This window comes from Paraburkholderia sp. NPDC080076, from assembly GCF_050281145.1.
In the GTDB taxonomy this organism is placed as follows: domain Bacteria; phylum Pseudomonadota; class Gammaproteobacteria; order Burkholderiales; family Burkholderiaceae; genus Paraburkholderia.
Genome location: NZ_JBNNWQ010000009.1, coordinates 164,042 through 183,579, shown reverse-complemented (window position 1 = coordinate 183,579; position 19,538 = coordinate 164,042). Strand labels below are relative to the sequence as shown.

18 protein-coding genes are annotated in these 19,538 nt (G+C 64.1%); 4 read left to right on the top strand and 14 right to left on the bottom strand.

The features are described 5' to 3' along the window. Genes ACQKRQ_RS30670 through ACQKRQ_RS30655 form a run of 4 tightly spaced genes read right to left on the bottom strand, consistent with a single transcriptional unit; the run spans position 1 to position 4,246 of the window. The gene (locus ACQKRQ_RS30670) at positions 1-1,113 is read right to left on the bottom strand and encodes an acetoin dehydrogenase dihydrolipoyllysine-residue acetyltransferase subunit (protein WP_427481283.1); all 1,113 of its coding nucleotides are present in this window, start codon (positions 1,111-1,113) and stop codon (positions 1-3) included. Between the two features lie 3 nt (positions 1,114-1,116). Beyond that, on the bottom strand, positions 1,117-2,121 hold the full coding sequence (locus tag ACQKRQ_RS30665) for an alpha-ketoacid dehydrogenase subunit beta (RefSeq protein ID WP_427481282.1): 1,005 nt from the start codon (positions 2,119-2,121) through the stop codon (positions 1,117-1,119). A gap of 36 nt (positions 2,122-2,157) precedes the next feature. Continuing rightward, entirely contained in the window at positions 2,158-3,141 is a 984-nt protein-coding gene (locus ACQKRQ_RS30660; RefSeq protein WP_132382393.1) for a thiamine pyrophosphate-dependent dehydrogenase E1 component subunit alpha, read from the bottom strand. A 40-nt stretch (positions 3,142-3,181) separates the two neighbouring features. Then, on the bottom strand, positions 3,182-4,246 hold the full coding sequence (locus ACQKRQ_RS30655; RefSeq protein ID WP_427481281.1) for an ATP-NAD kinase family protein: 1,065 nt from the start codon (positions 4,244-4,246) through the stop codon (positions 3,182-3,184). A 412-nt stretch (positions 4,247-4,658) separates the two neighbouring features. Here ACQKRQ_RS30655 and ACQKRQ_RS30650 point away from each other — a divergent pair, with 412 nt between their 5' ends. Beyond that, the gene (locus ACQKRQ_RS30650) at positions 4,659-6,647 is read left to right on the top strand and encodes a sigma-54-dependent Fis family transcriptional regulator (protein WP_427481280.1); all 1,989 of its coding nucleotides are present in this window, start codon (positions 4,659-4,661) and stop codon (positions 6,645-6,647) included. 412 nt (positions 6,648-7,059) lie between these two features. After that, on the top strand, positions 7,060-7,440 hold the full coding sequence (locus ACQKRQ_RS30645; RefSeq protein WP_427481279.1) for a DUF2917 domain-containing protein: 381 nt from the start codon (positions 7,060-7,062) through the stop codon (positions 7,438-7,440). Positions 7,441-7,531: 91 nt separating this feature from the next. Here the strand turns inward: ACQKRQ_RS30645 and ACQKRQ_RS30640 are convergent, their stop codons facing one another. Together ACQKRQ_RS30640 and pcaF are read right to left on the bottom strand one after the other, a co-directional pair. Then, positions 7,532-8,104, bottom strand: coding sequence for a hypothetical protein (locus ACQKRQ_RS30640; protein ID WP_427481278.1), 573 nt, complete (start codon positions 8,102-8,104; stop codon positions 7,532-7,534). A 501-nt stretch (positions 8,105-8,605) separates the two neighbouring features. Next, on the bottom strand, positions 8,606-9,808 hold the full coding sequence (pcaF, locus tag ACQKRQ_RS30635; protein WP_132382383.1) for a 3-oxoadipyl-CoA thiolase: 1,203 nt from the start codon (positions 9,806-9,808) through the stop codon (positions 8,606-8,608). A gap of 3 nt (positions 9,809-9,811) precedes the next feature. Here pcaF and ACQKRQ_RS30630 point away from each other — a divergent pair, with 3 nt between their 5' ends. Next, positions 9,812-9,937, top strand: a complete 126-nt coding sequence (locus ACQKRQ_RS30630) for a hypothetical protein (protein ID WP_279388644.1) — start codon at positions 9,812-9,814, stop codon at positions 9,935-9,937. 251 nt (positions 9,938-10,188) lie between these two features. Here ACQKRQ_RS30630 and denD read toward each other — a convergent pair whose 3' ends face one another. From denD to ACQKRQ_RS30595, 7 genes are all read right to left on the bottom strand, one after another. After that, positions 10,189-11,169, bottom strand: coding sequence for a D-erythronate dehydrogenase (denD, locus tag ACQKRQ_RS30625; RefSeq protein ID WP_427481277.1), 981 nt, complete (start codon positions 11,167-11,169; stop codon positions 10,189-10,191). Positions 11,170-11,186: 17 nt separating this feature from the next. After that, positions 11,187-11,975 (bottom strand): 2-oxo-tetronate isomerase, encoded by a 789-nt coding sequence (otnI, locus tag ACQKRQ_RS30620; protein WP_132382379.1) that lies wholly within the window; start codon positions 11,973-11,975, stop codon positions 11,187-11,189. A 69-nt stretch (positions 11,976-12,044) separates the two neighbouring features. Then, positions 12,045-13,382, bottom strand: a complete 1,338-nt coding sequence (locus ACQKRQ_RS30615) for an MFS transporter (protein WP_427481276.1) — start codon at positions 13,380-13,382, stop codon at positions 12,045-12,047. Positions 13,383-13,452: 70 nt separating this feature from the next. Continuing rightward, the gene (locus tag ACQKRQ_RS30610) at positions 13,453-14,115 is read right to left on the bottom strand and encodes an aldolase (RefSeq protein ID WP_427481275.1); all 663 of its coding nucleotides are present in this window, start codon (positions 14,113-14,115) and stop codon (positions 13,453-13,455) included. Then, entirely contained in the window at positions 14,112-15,422 is a 1,311-nt protein-coding gene (otnK, locus tag ACQKRQ_RS30605) for a 3-oxo-tetronate kinase (protein ID WP_427481274.1), read from the bottom strand. Before otnK ends, ACQKRQ_RS30610 begins: the two co-directional genes overlap by 4 nt. A gap of 13 nt (positions 15,423-15,435) precedes the next feature. Further along, positions 15,436-16,326, bottom strand: a complete 891-nt coding sequence (gene ltnD, locus ACQKRQ_RS30600) for an L-threonate dehydrogenase (RefSeq protein ID WP_408314687.1) — start codon at positions 16,324-16,326, stop codon at positions 15,436-15,438. A 67-nt stretch (positions 16,327-16,393) separates the two neighbouring features. Continuing rightward, the gene (locus ACQKRQ_RS30595) at positions 16,394-17,098 is read right to left on the bottom strand and encodes a FadR/GntR family transcriptional regulator (RefSeq protein ID WP_427481273.1); all 705 of its coding nucleotides are present in this window, start codon (positions 17,096-17,098) and stop codon (positions 16,394-16,396) included. Positions 17,099-17,303: 205 nt separating this feature from the next. Between ACQKRQ_RS30595 and ACQKRQ_RS30590 the strand changes: the two genes are divergently transcribed. Next, positions 17,304-18,128, top strand: coding sequence for an IclR family transcriptional regulator (locus tag ACQKRQ_RS30590; protein WP_132382367.1), 825 nt, complete (start codon positions 17,304-17,306; stop codon positions 18,126-18,128). 45 nt (positions 18,129-18,173) lie between these two features. On the opposite strand, the gene ACQKRQ_RS30585 is transcribed toward ACQKRQ_RS30590, so the two are convergent. Then, complete coding sequence (locus ACQKRQ_RS30585) at positions 18,174-19,475, bottom strand: MFS transporter (protein ID WP_427481272.1); 1,302 nt, start codon at positions 19,473-19,475, stop codon at positions 18,174-18,176. Positions 19,476-19,538: the final 63 nt, after the last annotated feature.

Below are 19,538 nucleotides of genomic sequence, written 5' to 3'. Positions count from 1 at the left end.
TCAGCTCCCCAGAAAATCGTTGAGCAGACGATTCACTTCGGAGGCCGCCTCCATCTGCACCATATGCCCGTTGCCGTCGAGCACATGAACGCGGATGTCGCCTGGCAGACCCTGCGCATGCCCGGCCGGGATGATCTGATCACCTGCGCCCCAGATCACCAGACTGCGCGGCGCGAGTTCCGCCAGCCGGTCCCGATAGCTCGCGCGTTGCACGTTGCCGTCGAAGGCCGACGCCGCGATCTTGCGCAGCGCCTCGGGCACGCCTTCGAGCCGCTTGTACTTGACGATGTCCTCCACCAGTTGACGCGTCACGAGACTCGGGTCGGCGAAGAGTTTCGCCAACTGCGGCTTGAGCGCATTGCGATTGCTGCCTTCAGTAAAGCCCTGGATGTAGTCGCCGTTGATCTCCTTGCCCAGACCCGCGCCCGAGATCAACGCCAGCGACGCTACCCGCCCCGGCGCTTGCGCCGCCACGGTCATCGCGATCAGTGCGCCCATGGAGTGTCCGATCAGATGCACTTTGTCGATGCCGCGATCGTCCATGAAGGCGATCACGCTGTCCGCGAGTTCGTCGGCACTGCCGGTGTCGAGCGTCTTGCCCGATTCGCCGTGACCCGGCAGATCCAGCGCCCACACGGCACGATGCGCGGCAAGGTCGGCGTGATTGAACAACCAGTTGTTCAGATCGCCACCGAAGCCGTGAATCAGCAGCGCGGGCGTGCCGCCTTCGCCGAGTTTCAGATAGCGCACGGTGCGCCCACCGATCTGCGCCTTCTCCGGTTGCGGCCCACTGTCGCCATCCGCCGACGTGGCCGGCACGAAGTCGCGCTGGAACGCTTCGACCTCGGCGTCGATCTGCGCGTCCGGCGTCTCCGCGTCCGCCACCACTGCCAGCAATGCGCCGATCGGCAACGTGTCGCCCTCCTGGGCGATCTGCCGGCGCAGGATGCCCTCGAACGCACACTCGACGCCTGACGAGATCTTGTCCGTTTCCACGTCGAGAATCTCGTCGCCCTTCACTACCTTGTCGCCGATGGCCTTGAGCCACCCGTTGACCTGCCCCTGCTCCATCGACAAGCCCCATTTGGGCATCGTGATCATATGGATCGGCATCGTTCAAGCCCTCACTTTCATCACAGCGTCGGCGATCTGCGCGGCCGACGGGATATACATGTCTTCGAGCACACCGGCAAACGGCGCGGGCGTATGCGGCGCGGTCACCATCTCGATCGGCGCCTTGAGCGAGTGGAACGCGCGCTGCGCGATCAGCGCGGAAATGTCGGTGGCGATCGAGCAGCGCGGATTCGCTTCGTCGACCACGACCACGCGCCCGGTGCGGTTCGCGCTCTCGAGGATCGTTTCCTCGTCGAGCGGCGAAGTCGTCCGCAAGTCGATCACATCGACCTGGATGCCGTCCTTGGCGAGTTTTTCGGCGGCTTCGGTGGCGTAATGCACCATGCGTCCGTAGGTGATGATGGTGGCGTCGTCGCCGTCGCGCACCACGTTCGCCTCGCCGAACGGAATCGCGTACGACTCTTCGGGCACGTCGCCCTCGCGGCTATAGAGCAATTTGTGCTCGCAGAAAATCACCGGATCGTTGTCGCGGATCGCCTGGATCAGCAGTCCCTTGGCGTCGTATGGCGTCGACGGGCAGACCACTTTCAGTCCGGGGATGTGCGTGAACAACGAAGTCAGCATCTGCGAATGCTGGGCCGCCGCGCGCAAGCCCGCACCCTGCATCGCGCGAATCACGACCGGCGTGACCGCCTTGCCGCCGAACATGTAGCGGAACTTGGCGGCCTGGTTGAAGATCTGGTCGAAACACACGCCCATGAAGTCGATGAACATCAGCTCCGCGACCGGCCGCATGCCGCAGGCCGCCGCGCCGACTGCCGCGCCGATATAGCCGCCTTCGGAGAGCGGCGTGTCCAGCACACGTCCTGGATACTTGTGAAACAGTCCCTTCGTAACACCGAGAACGCCGCCCCACGCGTCCTGTTCACCGGGCGATCCCGCGCCGCCCGCGTTGTCCTCGCCCATCACGATGACGGTTTCATCGCGGGCCATTTCCTGACTCAGTGCTTCGTTGATTGCCTGAGAGAATGTGATCTTGCGTGCCATGTCTGTCTCCAATCGTTTAGGTATGCAACGCGTGCGTTACGGATAGGACACGTAGACGTCGCTCAGCAGGTCTTCAGCAGTCGGCAACGGCGCAGCCTTGGCCTCCGTCACCGCACTCTCGATCAAACTCTTCACCTCGGCATCCACACCACGCAACTGATCCGCGCTCAGCATTTCGGCACGCACCACGCGCTCTTCGAAACGCTTCAGGCAATCCTTCTCGTCGCGCAGTTTCTGCACTTCGCCGGGCGCGCGATAGGTTTGCGCGTCGCCTTCGAAGTGGCCGAAATAGCGCGAGAACTTCACTTCGACGAGCGTCGGACCGCCGCCTTTGCGCGCCCGTTCGATCGCTTCGCCGAGCGCTTCATGCACGGCGAAGAAGTCGAACCCGTCCACGATCACGCCCGGCATGCCGAAGCCGCTCGCGCGATCCGCGATGTTGTCGGTCGCCACCGACCATGTCGAAGATGTCGCCTCTGCGTAGCCGTTGTTCTCCGCCACGAAAATCGCCGGCAGCCGCCATACCGAGGCCAGGTTCAACGATTCGAAAATCACGCCCTGATTCGACGCGCCGTCGCCGAAGAAGCACACGCCGACGCCGCCCGACTTCTTGTACTTCGCCGCCAGCGCCGCGCCGCAAATCAATGGGCCGCCCGCGCCGACGATGCCGTTCGCACCTAACATCCCTTTCGACAGGTCGGCGATGTGCATCGAACCGCCCTTGCCGTGGCACACGCCGGTCTTGCGTCCGTAGATCTCGGCCATCATGCCGCGCACATCCACGCCCTTGGCGATGCAATGACCGTGGCCGCGGTGCGTGGTCGCCACATAGTCGGCGTCGTTCAGATGCAGCATCGTGCCGACGGCCGACGCTTCTTCGCCCGCGTACAGATGCACGAAGCCGGGAATTTCGCCGGTCGCGAATTCGACGTGCAGACGCTCCTCGAACTCGCGGATCGTGCGCATCATGCGATACGCCTTCAATAGATCTTCCTTGCTCAACTCAGTTGAAACCGACATGGTGTGTCTCCTTGGAATGAATGCACTGCCTGCCCACTACCTACTTTTGATGCGCAACCACGTTCGCCACTTCCCGCACCAGTTGACGCGACGCCGCGAAACGCAGGGTGCGTTCGACGTCGACGGTCAGCGGCCCTTCCCAATCCAGCGCGATCTCATAGCGGTCGCCGCGCTCCAGTTCGATTTCGCGCTCGCCGTCGAAGGCGAGCGTGCCGTGCTCGGTTTCCAGCGTCCTCCACACGCCGACTTCGAAGCGTTCGCACGTGCGCATCAGCACGCGCTCGACGCGGCCCGGCGCAATGGGCGCCACTAGCGGCACGCCGGATTCGCCGGGTGCTGCAAAGCGCAGATGCAAACCGTGGGACGCAGTGCGCTCCACAGGCGCCCACGCTCCGCCGATCGACGAAAGGCCGATGCCGTCGGGCGCGGCGAACGTGAGAAAGAGTTCTTCGATATCGGCCGGATCGGAGACGGCCCGCGCGCCGACGAAGCGCTGGCGGCTCACGCAGACATCGACCAGCGCGATCTCCTCGCGGCCGCGATTCGGCCCGGCCGTGCAGCGCACCACGAGCCGCTTGTTGCGCATCAGCGCGACATCCGGCGGCACCGCGCCCGACGCGACGAGCGCGCCGGCGAGGCCGGCCACGGTGGCTTCGCGCAAATCCGGAAAGGCGTTGTTGGTGCCGGTGGACAAAGTCAGCAGCGGCACTCTTGCGCAATGCGCGGCGACGGCGCGGTGCGTGCCGTCGCCGCCGAGCACGGCGATCAACTCGACGCCTGCCTTCAACATCGCGGCGACCCCCGCGTGGGTATCGGCGACGCTGTCGGTGATCGGCTGTTCGATGAACTCGACTTCCGGCCAGCGCTGTTGCGCGGCGACGGCGTCGTGCGTGTCGAGCGCGCGCAGCAGCAGCGCCGCCACGCCGGTCCGGTCGCGCAGACACAGCACGCGCGTTACGCCGAGCATGCCGAGCCCGGCCAGCAAGCGCACCACCATGTTGGCTTTTTCGGAGGTCGGAAACACCGACGCATAGGAAGTGAGACGGCGAATGTCGCGACCCGACGCAGGGTTCGCGATCACGCCGACGGTGATGGGCGATGGCACTGTGCATGTCTCCTGTGTCGCCGTCGTCAAACGATGGCGCTTTGTCATGCGTAGGACACTGCAAAGGGTGTGCCAATCTGCTGAAAAATCACGCCGCCGCGCGAAAGTGCCTTGTTTAAAGGGCTTTTCGCATCGAGATGCAAATCGGAATGGTGAGCCGGCACCGCGCGACGCAGCGTTCCAGGCGTCTCACGCCCGGCGCGTGCAACGTTCGCAGCGTGGCCGAGCAATGCGAAGACACGTCGCAAACCCTTTACCCACCTCGATCTGCGTAACAAGACCAACCGTCTCACCTGAGACTGAGACAATCGTCTCACGCGTCTCGCGTGCTGCATTGCAATGTGATTCATCAAGCGGGATGTGATACAAGAACACCCTGATCTCACTGTGTGTCGCTCGCCTGGAGCCGACCATGCCTTACGTCTCGCAGACCCAGCACATCGACCGCGTGCGTGGCGCCATTGAAGGGCGCCTGCCCGCGCCCGCCGATTCTCCACGGCTCGTCTCGTCGTGGCAGCGTTCGTTCGAACAGTACCGGCTCGATCCGGGTGCCGTGATCGGACCGCGCGTGCTGACGTCGGCGGAATTGCGCGAAGTGCAAGGCAAGGAAGAAGCCTTTCTGCGTGCATCGGGCCAATGCCTGACACGTCTGCACGACATGATTCGCGTCGCCGACTATTGCGTGATGCTCACCGACGCGCACGGCGTCACCATCGACTACCGGATCGATCGCGAACGCCGCAGCGATTTCAAGCATGCGGGCCTGTATATCGGTTCGTGCTGGTCCGAGCGCGAAGAAGGCACGTGCGGCGTGGCGAACGTGCTGACCGATCTCGCGCCGATCATCGTGCACAAGACCGATCATTTCCGCGCGGCGTTCACCACGCTCACCTGCAGCGCGGCGCCGATCTTCGCGCCGACCGGCGAGATGATCGGCGTGCTCGATGCCTCCGCCGTGCAGTCGCCGGATAACCGCGACAGTCAGCGGCTCGTGTTTCAACTGGTGCGGCAAAGCGCTGGCCTGATCGAAGACGGCTACTTCCTCAATCAAACGACCCAGCACTGGATTCTGTTCGGCCATTCGAGCCGCAACTTTGTCGAGGCGCAGCCCGAAGTGCTGATCGCCTTCGACGAATGCGGCAATCTCGTTGCCGCCAATCGCAAGGCGCGCGAGTGCATTCCGGCGCTGAACGGCCCGCGTCACATCGACGACGTATTCGACACGTCGGGCTCGCACCTGCACGACGTCGCGCGCACGGATGCGATTGTCGGCTTGCGCCTGCGCGCGACCGGGACGACGTTGTATGCGCGTATTCGCGCGCCGCTCAGACGCATGTCGCGCTCGGCGTCCACGATGCACGATGGCGCCGCAAGATCGGCGCAAACCGCGTCGCAAAACGATCTGCAACTCGGTGCGCTCGGACGTTTTCTACACAGCGCGGATCCGCAGATCGCGCATAACGCGGCCGTTGCTTTGCGCGTGATGGGCAAACGTCTGCCAATTCTGATTCTCGGCGAGACCGGCGTCGGCAAGGAAGTGTTCGCGCACGCGGTGCATGATTCGGGCGCGCGGCGCGCGAGGCCGTTTATCGCGGTGAATTGCGGCGCGATCCCGGAATCGCTGATCGAAAGCGAATTGTTCGGCTACGCACCCGGTGCCTTCACCGGCGCACGCAGCCGCGGCGCACGCGGCAAGATTGCGCAGGCGCATACAGGTACGCTGTTTCTCGATGAAATCGGCGACATGCCGCTCGATCTGCAAACGCGGCTGCTGCGCGTGCTGGCCGAAGGCGAAGTGACGCCGCTCGGCGGCGATGCGCCCGTGCGCGTGGATATCGACGTGATTTGCGCCACGCACCGCGATCTCGCGCAGATGGTCGCGGCCGGCACGTTCCGCGAAGACCTCTATTACCGGCTGAGCGGCGCGTCTTTACCGATGCCGCCGCTGCGCGAGCGCGCGGATATCCGCGACGTGATCTGCGCGGTCTTCGACGAAGAAGCCCAAATGGCCGGCCACGTGCTCACGCTCGACCCACACCTTGCCGAGCGCCTGGCGGGGTTCGCATGGCCGGGCAACATTCGCCAGTTGCGCAATGTGCTGCGCTACGCGTGCGCGATCTGTGACGGCGCACGGGTGGAATTGCGCCATGTCGCGCCGGATATAGCGGCGTTGCTCGCGCCTGAAGCCGCGCACAAACCGGCGTTATTGCGGATTGAACCACATGACGGCCGGCAACGGGACGCGCGGCAGGACCCGCGTGAAGAGCGCGCACGCATTATCGATGCGCTCACACGCCATCAATGGCGACCGAACGCGGCGGCGCAAGCGCTCGGCATATCGCGCGCCACCTTGTATCGACGCATTGCGTCGCTGGGTATCGTCGCACCGCATCGACGCTGAAGCGCCGGCTGTCGGCGTGATCCGTAGCGTCGACGCGTGGTCGACGTCTTCACTACGTGATCTCGTAACCCACCGCGAACGCAGGCATGGGATGTCGCCTCATAGGCTGGCGACGCAAGCACTACGCATTGCGAAGGATCCCGAGCGGTTCGCACACCCGTTCAAATGAATGGCGATTTTTTGATTGACAAGACCTGCGGCAAAACGGCACACTCGATCTCATGTTGACGCACATCTCCATCGCAAATGCGATTACACACCCGAAGCGAGCCATCATCGGCTGGCCATTGGGAGTGCGTGCGCGTTAGCAGTCTGAATCTGCGTAACATATCCCCAAGGCCCCGCCGGTAACGGAAGGGGCCTTTTGTTTTTGTGGGCGCCTCCGTCAGCCGGCTTGATGACGGAGAACGAGATGGATCAGGCAAGCCCGCAGTGCATGGATGACGAATCGAGTCTGGTGGCGTATCGGCACGACGAGCGTCTGCCGAAGCTGGTGCTGCATTTTTCAGTCATGCCAGGCGCGACGCTGACCTGGCGTGTCGAAGCCGATGGCACGCTCGCCGTGCAAGGCGCGCGCCTCTGGCTCACACGCGTCAGTTCACCTTACGATCATTGGCTCGATCCGGGCCACACATTCCAGCTGCAACGCGGCGAGCGTGTGTGGCTCAGTACGGATGGCAAATGCGCCGCGCGCGTGTCGTTGAGCTACGCGCTACCGGCGCGAGGCGGCCTGCTCAGACGCTGGCTGGGACGGCTCGCGTGGTTGAGTCTGGGGCCGCCTGCTCCGCGTTAGCCGCGCGCGTGAAGGCGAACTGTGTTCGTGGCAAAAAAACAAAACACCCCTTAAAACAAGGGGTGTTTTTGTGGCTGCCGATTGCCCGACGTTATTTCGGCGTCACCTGCACGGCCGCCGCCGACACGAATACCGCGTGGATCGTATCGCCGACCTTCACGTCCATCAGGTCGACGTCGGGACCGGCTTCGAGCGTTTGCGTCTGATACGCGCCGCGCAGCGTGACCAGACGCTTCTTGCGGTCGATCTTCTGCACGGTGGCGAGCACTTCGATCTGGCGCGCCGATTCGAAGCCGCCCGAGGCCGGGGCGTACACCTGCGTGTCGACACGCGCGCGAATGCCCTTGTCCTTGCCGGTGACCTTCTCGGCCTTCACAAGGAGCGCATTCTTGTAGAGCACGTCCACCTGGTCACCCACCGTCAGCTTGTCGAATCCCTCCACCTGCTGGCCCACGAGCACGACCACCACGTTGCCGCCCTGCCCCTTGAGCGTGAGCGTGCGGGTGCCCGGATCGATACCGACGATCTGCGCCTTCATATGCACCGGCTCCACCGCGCCGACGATGCCTTGCGCGGCACTGGCCATGGCATCTTGCGCCCATGCCGGTTGGGCTGCGGCAAACGCCGCGACCATCAACGCTGCTCCAATCGTCGCTGCCTTCATTTGCATGCTCCTTGAGAGTTTGTTCGATCCGGCGTAACGGCGAGCTGAAACCGCGGAATGCGGACTCTTAACGCCATGAGTGCCTGTGTATCTTCAGGATGGTAGTTTTCAAACGGTACGACGCAAACGATTTTACATGCCTGACAACAACCCGCAATTGATTGAATTGTGATTTTCAAATGAATGCGCGCGGCCATCAAAGCGCCGCGGCATGGCGTCACAGCGGCATCCTGTCAGCCGGCCAAGCAAGGATATTCTCACGCCCATTCAGAATGAACGGCGCGTTTTAAATGCAGATAGCATTAAATGCATACTGTGTGGCGGCCGAATCGGCAATCGATGTTTTCCGGTATTCCGCTGTAATCAAAAGCGACTTTAGACCGAATTAGACACGCATTCGATATGCTCGCGGCACAAAAAGAAACAGCCTCGTCGCGTGAGCGACGAGGCTGTTTCTGTTCATCCAGCTTCAACCGTAGCGCGGACCAAGCCGCTAAACCATCACACCCGTTCGATCGCGATCGCAATGCCCTGGCCGACGCCGATACACATCGTGCACAGCGCAAACCGGCCTTGCGTGCGATGCAGTTGATACATCGCGGTGGTCACCAGACGCGCGCCGCTCATGCCGAGCGGGTGGCCCAACGCGATCGCGCCGCCGTTCGGATTGACGCGGGCGTCGTCGTCGGCCACGCCGAGTGCGCGCAGCACCGCGAGACCTTGCGACGCGAACGCTTCGTTCAGTTCGATCACGTCGAATTGATCGATGGTCATGTTCAGACGCGCCAGCAGTTTTTGCGTGGCGGGCGCCGGGCCGATGCCCATCACGCGCGGCGCGACGCCGGCGGTGGCGATACCCAGCACGCGGGCGCGCGGCGTGAGGCCGAAGCGCTTCGCCGTTTCTTCATTCGCGAGCAACAGTGCCGCCGCGCCGTCGTTCACGCCCGACGCGTTGCCTGCCGTAACGGTGCCGTCCGGACGCACCACGCCCTTGAGCTTGGCGAGCGTTTCGAGGCTGGTCTCACGCGGATGCTCGTCTTGCAGCACCGTGATCGGATCGCCCTTCTTCTGCGCGATCGTCACGCCGACGATTTCCTGTGCGAGCGTGCCGTCGCGTTGCGCGCGCGCCGCTTTCAGCTGGCTGCGCACGGCAAAAGCGTCCTGATCGGCGCGGCTGATGTTGTAGTCGGTCGCAACGTTCTCGCCCGTTTCCGGCATCGAATCGACACCGTACATTTTCTTCATCAGCGGGTTCACGAAGCGCCAGCCGATGGTCGTGTCGTAGATATCCGCCTGGCGCGAAAACGCCGTGGGCGCCTTGCCCATCACGAACGGCGCGCGGCTCATGCTTTCCACGCCGCCGGCCACCATCAATGCGGCCTCGCCCGATTTGATGGCGCGCGCCGCAATTCCGACCGCGTCCATGCCCGAACCGCACAGGCGGTTCACCGTCGAGCCCGGCACGCCTTGCGGCAAACCGGCCAGCAACAGCGACATGCGCGCGACATTGCGGTTGTCCTCGCCGGCCTGATTCGCGCAGCCGTAGATCACGTCGTCGATTGCGTTCCAGTCGACGTCCTTGTTGCGCTCCATCAGCGCCTTGAGCGGCACGGCGCCCAGATCGTCGGCGCGCACCGACGACAGCGAACCCGCATAGCGGCCGATGGGGGTGCGAATCGCGTCGCACAGGAATGCTTCGGTCATGTGATGTCTCCAGTTGATGTGCTGCATGCGCTGCGCCGCGGCCGGATTGCCGGCGTGGCGCGCACCGGACGCACCGGCAAGCGCGACGGGAAGCGGCTGCAAGGCAGCCGTCGCATCGATTCAGCTTAGCGCAGGACGATGAACGATGGGCTCGAGAATTCCGCAATTTGTTCTTGATACGAACATACGGTCATATATCGAACAACTAGACACGATAATAGGCGTGTGGCCGAAACCATGTCAAGCGCGGCCAGGCCCGCACCAGGGAATACGTGCAGGCCGCAGCCGTTCTTGCCAAGGATCAGACGAATGACGCGCCCGTGCCCGCAGCCCTGTTTTCAAGGCGCCGGCACGGGGCTGGAGACTGCGTGAGGGTGTTTCTAGCGGAGCTGGATGTGCTCGTCCTCGATATAGCTGCGGATCACGTCGGCAAAATTGCGCTCGCCGCTCAACCCCAGCCCTTCGGCGCGCGACGTATCCCACCGTCCCGGCCAGCTACCCACGATCTTTTCGACGCGCGCATCCGGTTCCCACACGATCCGCCCGGCAACCGCGTCGCCCGCCACCTCGCGCAGCGCGGCGACCATTTCGTCGACGCTCACCGAAATACCCGGCAAGTTCAGCACACGCTGGTTACCGAGCGCGGCGGAATCGAGTTCGAGTCCGGCGATCAGGCTCTCGATCGCCTTGCGCGGCGACAGCAGCCACAGGCGCGTCGAGCCCGCGACCGGGCACACCGCCGCTTCGCCGTTCAACGGCTCGCGAATGATGCCGCTCGCGAACGACGACGCCGCCGCGTTCGGCTTGCCCGGCCGCACGCTGATGGTGGGCAGGCGCAACACACGGCCGTCGACGAAACCGCGCCGTGCGTAATCGTTCAGCAGCAACTCGGCGATCGCCTTCTGCGCGCCATACGAGGACTGCGGATTCAACGCGGTATCGTTCTGCACGACCGCGGGCAGCTCGCCGCCATAGACCGCCACGGAACTTGTGAAGAGTACGCGCGGCCGGTGGCCACGCTGCCGGCAGGTTTCCAGCAGCAGCCGCGACGCATCCAGATTGATACGCATGCCGAGATCGAAATCCGCTTCGGCCTGACCGCTCACGATCGCGGCCAGATGGAAGATCGCCGAAGTCTTGTCGTCGATCACGCGCTCGAGCACGCTGCGCTCGGCGATGTCGCCCACTTCCGTGCGTACGCGGCTGTCGCCGAAATCGTTGGCTTGCACCACATCGAGCAACACCAGTTCGGCGATCGCTTGCGGCGTGCCTTGCGTGTCCTTCAGGGAGCCGCGCGCGAGCAGTTCACGCGCGAGACGCTGGCCGAGAAAACCCGCGCCGCCGGTAATCAGTACTTTCATGATGAGTTTCGTCCTTGTTAGCGGGTCGCGTTCAGATACGGTTTGAACCAGCCGAGGCCGGCCGAAGTACCCGCGCGCGGCCGGTATTCGCAGCCGATGTAGCCGTCATAGCCGAGCGAGTCGATCAGTTCGAGCAGATACGGGTAGTTCAACTCACCCGTATCGGGTTCATGCCGTTCCGGCACGCCCGCGATCTGAATGTGGCCGATGCCGGCCATATCGCGTTTGAGTTTCACTGCGAGATCGCCTTCGACGATCTGGCAGTGGTAGCAGTCGAACTGCACCTTGAGATTCGGCGCGCCGACTTCCGCGCAGATCGCTTGCGCCTCGTCCTGACGGGTCAGAAAGAAGCCTGGCATGTCGCGCGTATTGATCGGCTCGATCACGACCGTGATGCCTTCGGCTTGCGCGGCCTTGGCGGCATACGCGAGATTGCTCAGATACACCTCGCGATGTTTCGCGCGCGGCTGATCCGCGCCGATCAGGCCAGCCATCACATGCAGCTTGCGATTGCCGATCACGCGCGCGTAGTCGAGCGCGGTCTGGACGCCGCGCCGGAATTCGTCTTCGCGGCCCGGCAGCGAGGCAATGCCGCGCTCGCCGCCGGCCCAGTCGCCGGGCGGCGCATTAAAGAGTGCTTGTGTGAGACCGCTCGCGTCCAGGCGCGCCTTGATCTCGTCGGCGCGGAAATCGTAGGGGAACAGAAACTCGACCGCTTCGAAACCGTCTTGCGCCGCGGCGGCGAAACGGTCGAGGAAAGCGTGCTCGTTGTACATCATCGAGAGGTTGGCGGCGAAGCGAGGCATGGCGGCGACTCCTTGAAAACGGTTTGATGCGGCGCGCGGCAGCGACCCATGCCGCGCGTGAATGTCGATTTATCGGTTGACCAGTTTGGCCGGCGTGAGCCACGTGGCGATCGCGCCGATCACCAGCATGCCGGCCAGCACGTACATACCGGTCTGCGTGCTATGCGTGAGGTCCTTCAGATAGCCGATCATGTACGGGCTCGCGAAACCCGCGAGATTGCCGATCGAATTGATGATCGCGATGCCAGCCGCGGCGGTCGCGCCCGACATGAACGCGGTGGGCAGCGACCAGAAGAGCGGCGCGCAGGTCAGCACACCGGCGGCGGCGAGCGAGAGAAACGCGATCGACACCACCGTGTTATCCGCAAACGACGCCGCCACCGTGAAGCCGACCGCGCCGAACAACGCCGGCACGATCAGATGCCAGCGGCGCTCACGGCGCTTGTCGGCGCTGTGCCCCATCAGATTCATCACGACGATCGCGCACAGAAACGGAATCGCGCTCAGCAGGCCGATATTGAACGCGCCCGTCACACCCGTCGATTTGACGAGCGTCGGCATCCAGAACGTCAGGCCGTATTGCCCGGTGACGAACGCGAAATAGATCAGCGACATCCACCACGTGCGCGGATCGCGGAACACCGCGCCGAGCGAATGCTTCTGGGTTTGCTCCTTCGGCTGCGCGGCGGCGATTTCATCGGTGAGCAGGCGCTTTTCGCGTTCGCTCAGCCACTTCGCGGCGGAGATGCCGTTGTCGAGATACAGGATCGTAGCGATGCCGATCACGATGGCGGGGATCGCTTCGATCAGGAACATCCATTGCCAGCCCGCGAAACCCGAGTTGTTGTGGAACGTCTGCATGATCCAGCCGGACAGCGGATTGCCGAAGATGCCCGACACCGGAATCGCCGACATGAACACCGCGATGATCTTCGCGCGCCGATGCGACGGGAACCAGTAGGTCAGGTACAGGATCACGCCGGGATAGAACCCGGCTTCGGCGAGGCCAAGAAAGAAGCGCAAGATGTAGAACTGCATCGGCGTCTTCACGAACACGAACACTGCCGAGAGCAAGCCCCACGTGATCATGATCCGTGCGATCCAGATCCGCGCGCCGAGCTTGTGCATCAGAATGTTGCTCGGCAACTCGAACAGGAAATAGCCGATGAAGAACACACCGGCACCGAGGCCGAACACCGTTTCGCTGAACGCCAGGTCCTGCGACATCTGCAGTTTCGCGAAACCGACATTCACGCGGTCCAGATAGGCGACCACATAGCACAGCATCAGAAACGGCACGATGCGCCAGAACACTTTCTTATACGTGCGCTCGACTTCGGCGGCGCCGGGTTGTCCGGCGGCGTCGGCTGCAATCGGTTGGCTGGGTGTGGCCTGATACGAACTCATGCATTGTCTCCTTGATGAATGGCCCGACGCGGCGCAACGAGCGCAGCCGGGCTTTGTTATGTCGGTTTCCCTACCAGCGCGCGCCGAACACGGTGCGCAGTTCTTCGAGTGCGGCTTCGTCGAGCGGTGCGGGCCGCGGGGTCGTCATCAACCATAAACGCGCGGTCTCTTCGAGTTCTTCGAGCGCATACGCGGCTTGCGCCACTGACCGCTCCCACACCACCGGACCGAGACGTTCGAGCAGCACGGCGCGAACGCTGTCGGCGAGCGCGGCGATCTGTTCCGCGACCTGCGGATCGCCGGGCCGCTTGTAGCGAATCAGGGGGACGTGGCCCACTTTCATCACGTAGTACGGCGTGATAGGCGGCAGCACGTCTGTCTCGCGCCAGACGCCCGCGAGCGTCAGCGCGACCAGATGCGTCGAATGGGTGTGGACGATTCCGCGTGCCTCGCCGTTGCGCGCATAGATGCCGCGATGCAGCGCCAGCGTTTTCGACGGCCGGCCGCCGGACACCGCGTTGCCGTCGAGATCGACCTTGGCGATATCGGCGGGATCGAGCCGGCCGAGACAGGCATCGGTCGGCGTGATCAGCCAGCCGTCGTCGAGCCGCGCGCTGATGTTGCCGGCGGTGCCCACCGTGTAGCCGCGTTGATAAAGACTCGCGCCGGTCACGCAGATTTCTTCGCGAACGCGCGCTTCGTCGGTCGTATGGAGTGCGGGCGTGCCGGTCATTGCGCGGCTCCGCTCAGATGACGCAGCGCTTTTTCGAAGAAGTCGGTCGTGCCGAAGTTGCCGGATTTCAGTGCGAGCGCCAGCGGCTCGGCGCCGGTCGTGGCGGTGGCGGGCACGCCGGGATCGATCTGCGCGCCGATCCGCAGCGTGTGCACGTCGAGCGCTTGCACGACTGCGCCCGAGGTCTCGCCGCCCGCCACCACGAACTTGCGCACGCCGCGCTCGCGCAGACCGCGAGCAATCGCGGCCAACGTGAATTCGACCAGATGTCCTGCTTCATTCACACCGAGTTCGCGTTGCACCGCCTTGACTTCGTCGGGCGTGGCAGTGGCATAGATCAGCATGGGCTCGGCTTTGTCGAGGTACGGCTGCGCAAAAGCCAGTGCCTGTTCGACGACGTTCTCACCGCGCGCCGCGGCAAGCGGATCGATGCGAAATGCGGGCCGTGTGGCGCGCCACTCCGCGACCTGGGCGTTGGTCGCTTTCGATGCGCTGCCGGCCAGCACCGCCGACAGTCCGTCCACCGGCGGCAACTCGGCGGCGTCGCGCTGTTCTTCGAGCAAACCCGCGCGGCGAAAGTTGGCCGGCAAACCCAACGCGACGCCGGAACCTCCGGTAATCAGCGTGAGGTCGGCGCAAGCTTCGCCGAGTACGTAGAGGTCGGCGTCGGACACCGCATCGGCAATCGCCATGCGCACGCTTTCATCGCGCAACGTATCGAACGATTCGCGCACGGCCGACACGCCTCGCGCTACAGCGTCATAACGCACGAGACCGACTTTCGATCGGGTCTGCCGTTGCAGCACGCTCACGAGGTTGGCATCGCGCATCGGTGTGAGCGGATGGTTTTCCATGCCCGACGCGTTGAGCAACGTGTCGCCGACAAACAGATGGCCGCGAAAGATCGTGCGGCCGTTCTCGGGAAATGCCGGACAGGCGATCGTGAACGCATTGACGTTGCCGTTCGCGGATAACGCGTCGAGCAGCGCATCCGTGACCGGGCCGATGTTGCCCGCGTCGGTCGAATCGAATGTCGAGCAGTATTTGAAGAAGAACTGCCGGCAGCCTTGCGCACGCAGCCAGTCGAGCGCGGCGAGCGATTGCGCGACCGCATCGGCGGCGGGAATGGTGCGCGATTTCAGCGCGACCACCAGTGCGTCGGCTTCGAGCGTTTCGCTCGATGCGGGCACGCCGATGGTTTGCACGGTGCGCATGCCGCCGCGCACCAGCATGTTGGCGAGATCGGTGGCGCCGGTGAAGTCGTCGGCGATGCAGCCGAGTAGCGCGCGTTTCGTGTTTGCCGTCATGACGGTCTCCTGCTCACTTCGCCGCCGGCACGTCGATGCCGGGGAAAATCTTGATCACCGCGGAATCGTCTTCACCACCGTGACCGGCCGTGGACGCCATCATGAACATCTGATGCGCCGCCGCCGACAGCGGCAGCGGAAATTTGGAGCGACGCGCGGTATCGAGCACGAGGCCGAGATCCTTGACGAAAATATCGACGGCCGACAGCGGCGTGTAGTCGCCGTTCAGAATGTGCGGCACGCGGTTCTCGAACATCCACGAATTGCCCGCGCTGTGCGTGATGACCTCGTACAACGCATCCGGATCGACACCTTCGCGCAGGCCGAGCGCCATCGCCTCGGCGGCCACCGCGATATGCACGCCGGCCAGCAACTGATTGATGATCTTCACCTTCGACCCGGCGCCGTGCTCGGAGCCGAGGCGGTACACCTTGCCGGCCATCGCGGCCAGCACGTCCTCGCACGCGGCATAGGCCGCAGCAGGACCGGACGTCATCATGGTCATCTCGCCGGAGGCCGCGCGCGCCGCGCCGCCCGAGACCGGCGCGTCGAGCATCTGCAAACCGGCCGCCTCGATCCGCTTGCCGAGTTCGATCGCGAAGTCCGGCGCCACGGTTGCGCTGGCGATCACCACGCCGCCCTTTTTCATCGCTGGGACCGCGCCCTGCTCGCCGAACAGCACGGCCTCGGTTTGCGCGGCATTAACCACCAGCGTGACGACCACCTCGCACTGCGCGCCGAGTTCGGCGGGCGTCGCACAACCCACGCCGCCTTGCGCGACGAACGCATTCAGGATCTCGCTCCGCAGATCGCACGCATGGACCCGCAGACCCGCGCGCAGCAGCGAGCGCGCGACACCCAGGCCCATTGCACCAAGACCGATGACACCGACATTTCTGGACATGCTTGACCTCTATGAATTCGTTGGGCGCTCGCGCCTGAAACTGAGCACTGAATCTGAGCAATGAAGCTCAGCAAATCCCCGCTTCCGCGAGACGCCGTGCCGCGTTGTACATATGAGTTCGCGCCGCATTGCGCGCCTCCATCGGATCGCCTGCGCGAATCGCGGCAGCGATTGCCGCATGCTCTTCGCGCACCTGACGCGAAAAGTCCTCGCGCAGCGCCTCGTTGCGGCGCGTGACGACCGTGCCGGCTTCGAGGTACTGATTCAGGAAGGTGAGGGTTTTGAGGAAATACGGATTGCCGGTGGCCGCCGCGATCGCGCGATGGAATGCGACATCTTCAGCCACGCCGTCCTCGCCTTCGGCCACCGCCGCGTCGATCTTCGCGAGCGCCGCGTCGATCGACATCATGTCGGCGTCGCTGCGACGCATGGCGGCTTCCGACGCGACTTCCGCTTCGATCGCGCGCCGCAACGCGAGAATCTGCACCACCGAGCCGGGTTCGACCGCTTCCGCGTAGTCGATCCGCAGCGGCCGCACCGTGCCGTGCGCGGCGACGAACACGCCGCTGCCCTGGCGCGGCTCGACCACGCCTTCGTTCTTCAGCCGCGAGATCGCCTCGCGGATCACCGTGCGGCTCACCCCGAACTGCTGGGCGAGCACGGCCTCGGTCGGCAGCTTGCCGCCGCGCTCGAAGGTGCCTTTGTCGATCTGCTTGAGAAGCTGCTGCGCGACGGTGTCGCTCAACGCCCTCGCAGGAATCTTGTCGAACATCGATGCCTCGATTGATCATGTTATCGGGTCATCATACAAATTTTAGATGCCGGTTGCATCCATGCAAACCCTGGGATTTTTGTGCATCGGGCCGCAAAGTTGGCGAAACAGAAGGCTTAAGCTATCGTCACGCCTTTAGCGCGCCGCGCGGGGGATTCAAGCGTGGCGCGGGTCCGCACTTCCTCGAATGCATCCTCCAAGGCCCATGAGCAAAGCCCTGCCGCCGTCTTCCGCCGTTCCCGTCAGCGCCGAACCGGCCCCGGACAAACCGGGCGACTCATATGTGCAGTCGTTCGCGCGCGGCCTCGCGGTGATCCGCGCGTTCGACGCCACGCGCCCCGAACAGACGCTCACAGACGTCGCCGCCGCCACCGGCCTCACACGCGCCGGCGCACGCCGCATTTTGCTGACCCTGCAAACGCTCGGCTATGTGGAGGCCGAAGGGCGCCTGTTCCGCCTCACGCCGAAGATTCTCGACCTCGGCTTCGCGTATCTGACCTCCATGCCGTTCTGGAACCTCGCCGAGCCGGTGATGGAACAACTGTCGGCGCAGGTCCACGAGAGCTGCTCGGCGGCCGTGCTCGACCGCACCGAGATCGTCTACGTGCTGCGCGTGCCGACTCACAAGATCATGACGATCAACCTGTCGATCGGCAGCCGGCTGCCAGCCTATTGCACGTCGATGGGCCGCGTGCTGCTCGCCGCGCTCGACGAGGAAACGCTCGAGACGACCCTGAATTCGGCGCCGCTCTACGCGCACACGCCGCGCACGGTCACCGACAAGGAAGAGTTGAAGAAGCTGATCGCGCAGGTGCGCCGCCAGGGCTGGGCGATCGTCGATCAGGAACTGGAAGGCGGACTGATTTCGCTGTCCGCGCCGATCCGCAATCGCCAGGGACGCGTGATTGCCGCGATGAATATCAGCGGCAATGCGCAGCGCAATTCGGCCAAGCAGATGGTGAAGGCGTTTCTGGAGCCGCTGCAGCACGCCGCGCAAACCGTCTCGGAGATGGTGGCACGACGCGGGTAATTCCGTTGGCGGGCGCCGCGTCATGACGGCGCCCTGTTCGAGCAATCAATCGATCGGTTTATCCGCCGTCTCCTTCAGCATCGAGACCGCGATCAACGACACCACGACGCACGCGGCGACATAACCGGCCGGCGCGAGCTTGCTGCCGGTCAGCTTGATCAGCCACGTCGCGACGAGCTGCGCGGTCCCGCCGAACACGCACACGCTCAACGCATACGCGATCGAAATGCCGGTGGCGCGCACGCGCCGCGGAAACGACTCGCACATCAAGGCGAATTCCGACGCCGAGCCCATCGAGTAGAACAGCAGCATCAGCGCGGTCAGCGACATGATGACGGGCAACTGCGGGAAGCGGTTGATCAGCATAAAGGCCGGAAACAGCAGCAGCACCAGCACGCCGCGTCCGAACAGGATAGGCCGCTTACGGCTGCCAATGCGATCCGACAGCATGCCGAAGAGCGGACACGTGATCAGCATCACGAAGCCCGAGGCGACGCCCACCAGCATCGACAGCGACATCGGCAGGCCGAGCGTGTGGATCGCGTAGGTCGGCATGTAGAAGGTCAGGATGTAGGTCGAGACCGTGCCGCCCATCACCGTCAGCGTGATCAGGATGAGCGGACGCAAATGGCTAGTGAAGAGTTCATGCAGCACGCCGCGCTCGATGGCGTGGCTGTGCGCGCTGGCGGCGTCGTCGGCCAAGCGGCGGCGCAGGTACATGCCGACCGGCGCTATCAGCATGCCGAGCAGGAACGGAATGCGCCAACCCCAGCTTTCCAGCGACTCTTTCGGCAACGCGCCGGACAATGCCGCCGCGATGCCCGAGCCCATCAACGCGGCGCCGCCTTGCGTGGCCAGTTGCCAGCTCGCGCGAAAGCCGCGCCGCGTGCCGCCGCCCTGTTCGAGCAGCGTGGACGTGGCCGCGCCGAACTCGCCGCCTTGCGAGAAGCCTTGCACGAGACGCGCCAGCACGATCAGCAAAGGCGCGGCGAGACCGATCTGCGCATAGGTCGGCGCGATCGCGATCAGGCCGGTGCTTACCGCCATCAGCATGATGGTCAGATTGAGCGCGGCTTTGCGGCCCTTGCGGTCCGCGTATACGCCGAGCATGACGCTGCCGAGCGGCCGCGTGATGAAGCCCGCCGCGAAGGTCGCCACCGACAGCAGCAACGACGTAGTCGGATCCGCCGAAGGGAAATACAGCTTGCCGATGATCACGGCAAAAAACCCGTACACGGTGAAGTCGAAGAACTCGAGCCAGTTGCCGATCACCGCGGCGGCGATCGCGCCGCGGCTGGCGGGCCGGCTCGCCTGAACGGCGTGGCTCGCATTGGTCGTGGTACTCATCGCGTGGTCTTCCTCGTCGTTATGGTTGTGGGACTCGACTCAGGCGCGGCTCGCCGCACCGGA

Bases quoted from the DNA above. Each gene is read 5' to 3' on its own strand.
- ACQKRQ_RS30595 (WP_427481273.1), bottom strand. From the start codon at position 17,098: ATGTTCGACAAGATTCCTGCGAGGGCGTTGAGCGACACCGTCGCGCAG.
- ACQKRQ_RS30615 (WP_427481276.1), bottom strand. From the start codon at position 13,382: ATGAGTTCGTATCAGGCCACACCCAGCCAACCGATTGCAGCCGACGCC.
- ACQKRQ_RS30610 (WP_427481275.1), bottom strand. From the start codon at position 14,115: ATGACCGGCACGCCCGCACTCCATACGACCGACGAAGCGCGCGTTCGC.
- ACQKRQ_RS30630 (WP_279388644.1), top strand. From the start codon at position 9,812: ATGTCTCCAGTTGATGTGCTGCATGCGCTGCGCCGCGGCCGGATTGCC.
- ACQKRQ_RS30590 (WP_132382367.1), top strand. From the start codon at position 17,304: ATGAGCAAAGCCCTGCCGCCGTCTTCCGCCGTTCCCGTCAGCGCCGAA.
- ACQKRQ_RS30585 (WP_427481272.1), bottom strand. From the start codon at position 19,475: ATGAGTACCACGACCAATGCGAGCCACGCCGTTCAGGCGAGCCGGCCC.
- pcaF (WP_132382383.1), bottom strand. From the start codon at position 9,808: ATGACCGAAGCATTCCTGTGCGACGCGATTCGCACCCCCATCGGCCGC.
- otnI (WP_132382379.1), bottom strand. From the start codon at position 11,975: ATGCCTCGCTTCGCCGCCAACCTCTCGATGATGTACAACGAGCACGCT.
- otnK (WP_427481274.1), bottom strand. From the start codon at position 15,422: ATGACGGCAAACACGAAACGCGCGCTACTCGGCTGCATCGCCGACGAC.
- ACQKRQ_RS30660 (WP_132382393.1), bottom strand. From the start codon at position 3,141: ATGTCGGTTTCAACTGAGTTGAGCAAGGAAGATCTATTGAAGGCGTAT.
- ACQKRQ_RS30640 (WP_427481278.1), bottom strand. From the start codon at position 8,104: ATGAAGGCAGCGACGATTGGAGCAGCGTTGATGGTCGCGGCGTTTGCC.
- ACQKRQ_RS30665 (WP_427481282.1), bottom strand. From the start codon at position 2,121: ATGGCACGCAAGATCACATTCTCTCAGGCAATCAACGAAGCACTGAGT.
- ACQKRQ_RS30650 (WP_427481280.1), top strand. From the start codon at position 4,659: ATGCCTTACGTCTCGCAGACCCAGCACATCGACCGCGTGCGTGGCGCC.
- ACQKRQ_RS30645 (WP_427481279.1), top strand. From the start codon at position 7,060: ATGGATCAGGCAAGCCCGCAGTGCATGGATGACGAATCGAGTCTGGTG.
- ACQKRQ_RS30670 (WP_427481283.1), bottom strand. From the start codon at position 1,113: ATGCCGATCCATATGATCACGATGCCCAAATGGGGCTTGTCGATGGAG.
- denD (WP_427481277.1), bottom strand. From the start codon at position 11,169: ATGAAAGTACTGATTACCGGCGGCGCGGGTTTTCTCGGCCAGCGTCTC.
- ltnD (WP_408314687.1), bottom strand. From the start codon at position 16,326: ATGTCCAGAAATGTCGGTGTCATCGGTCTTGGTGCAATGGGCCTGGGT.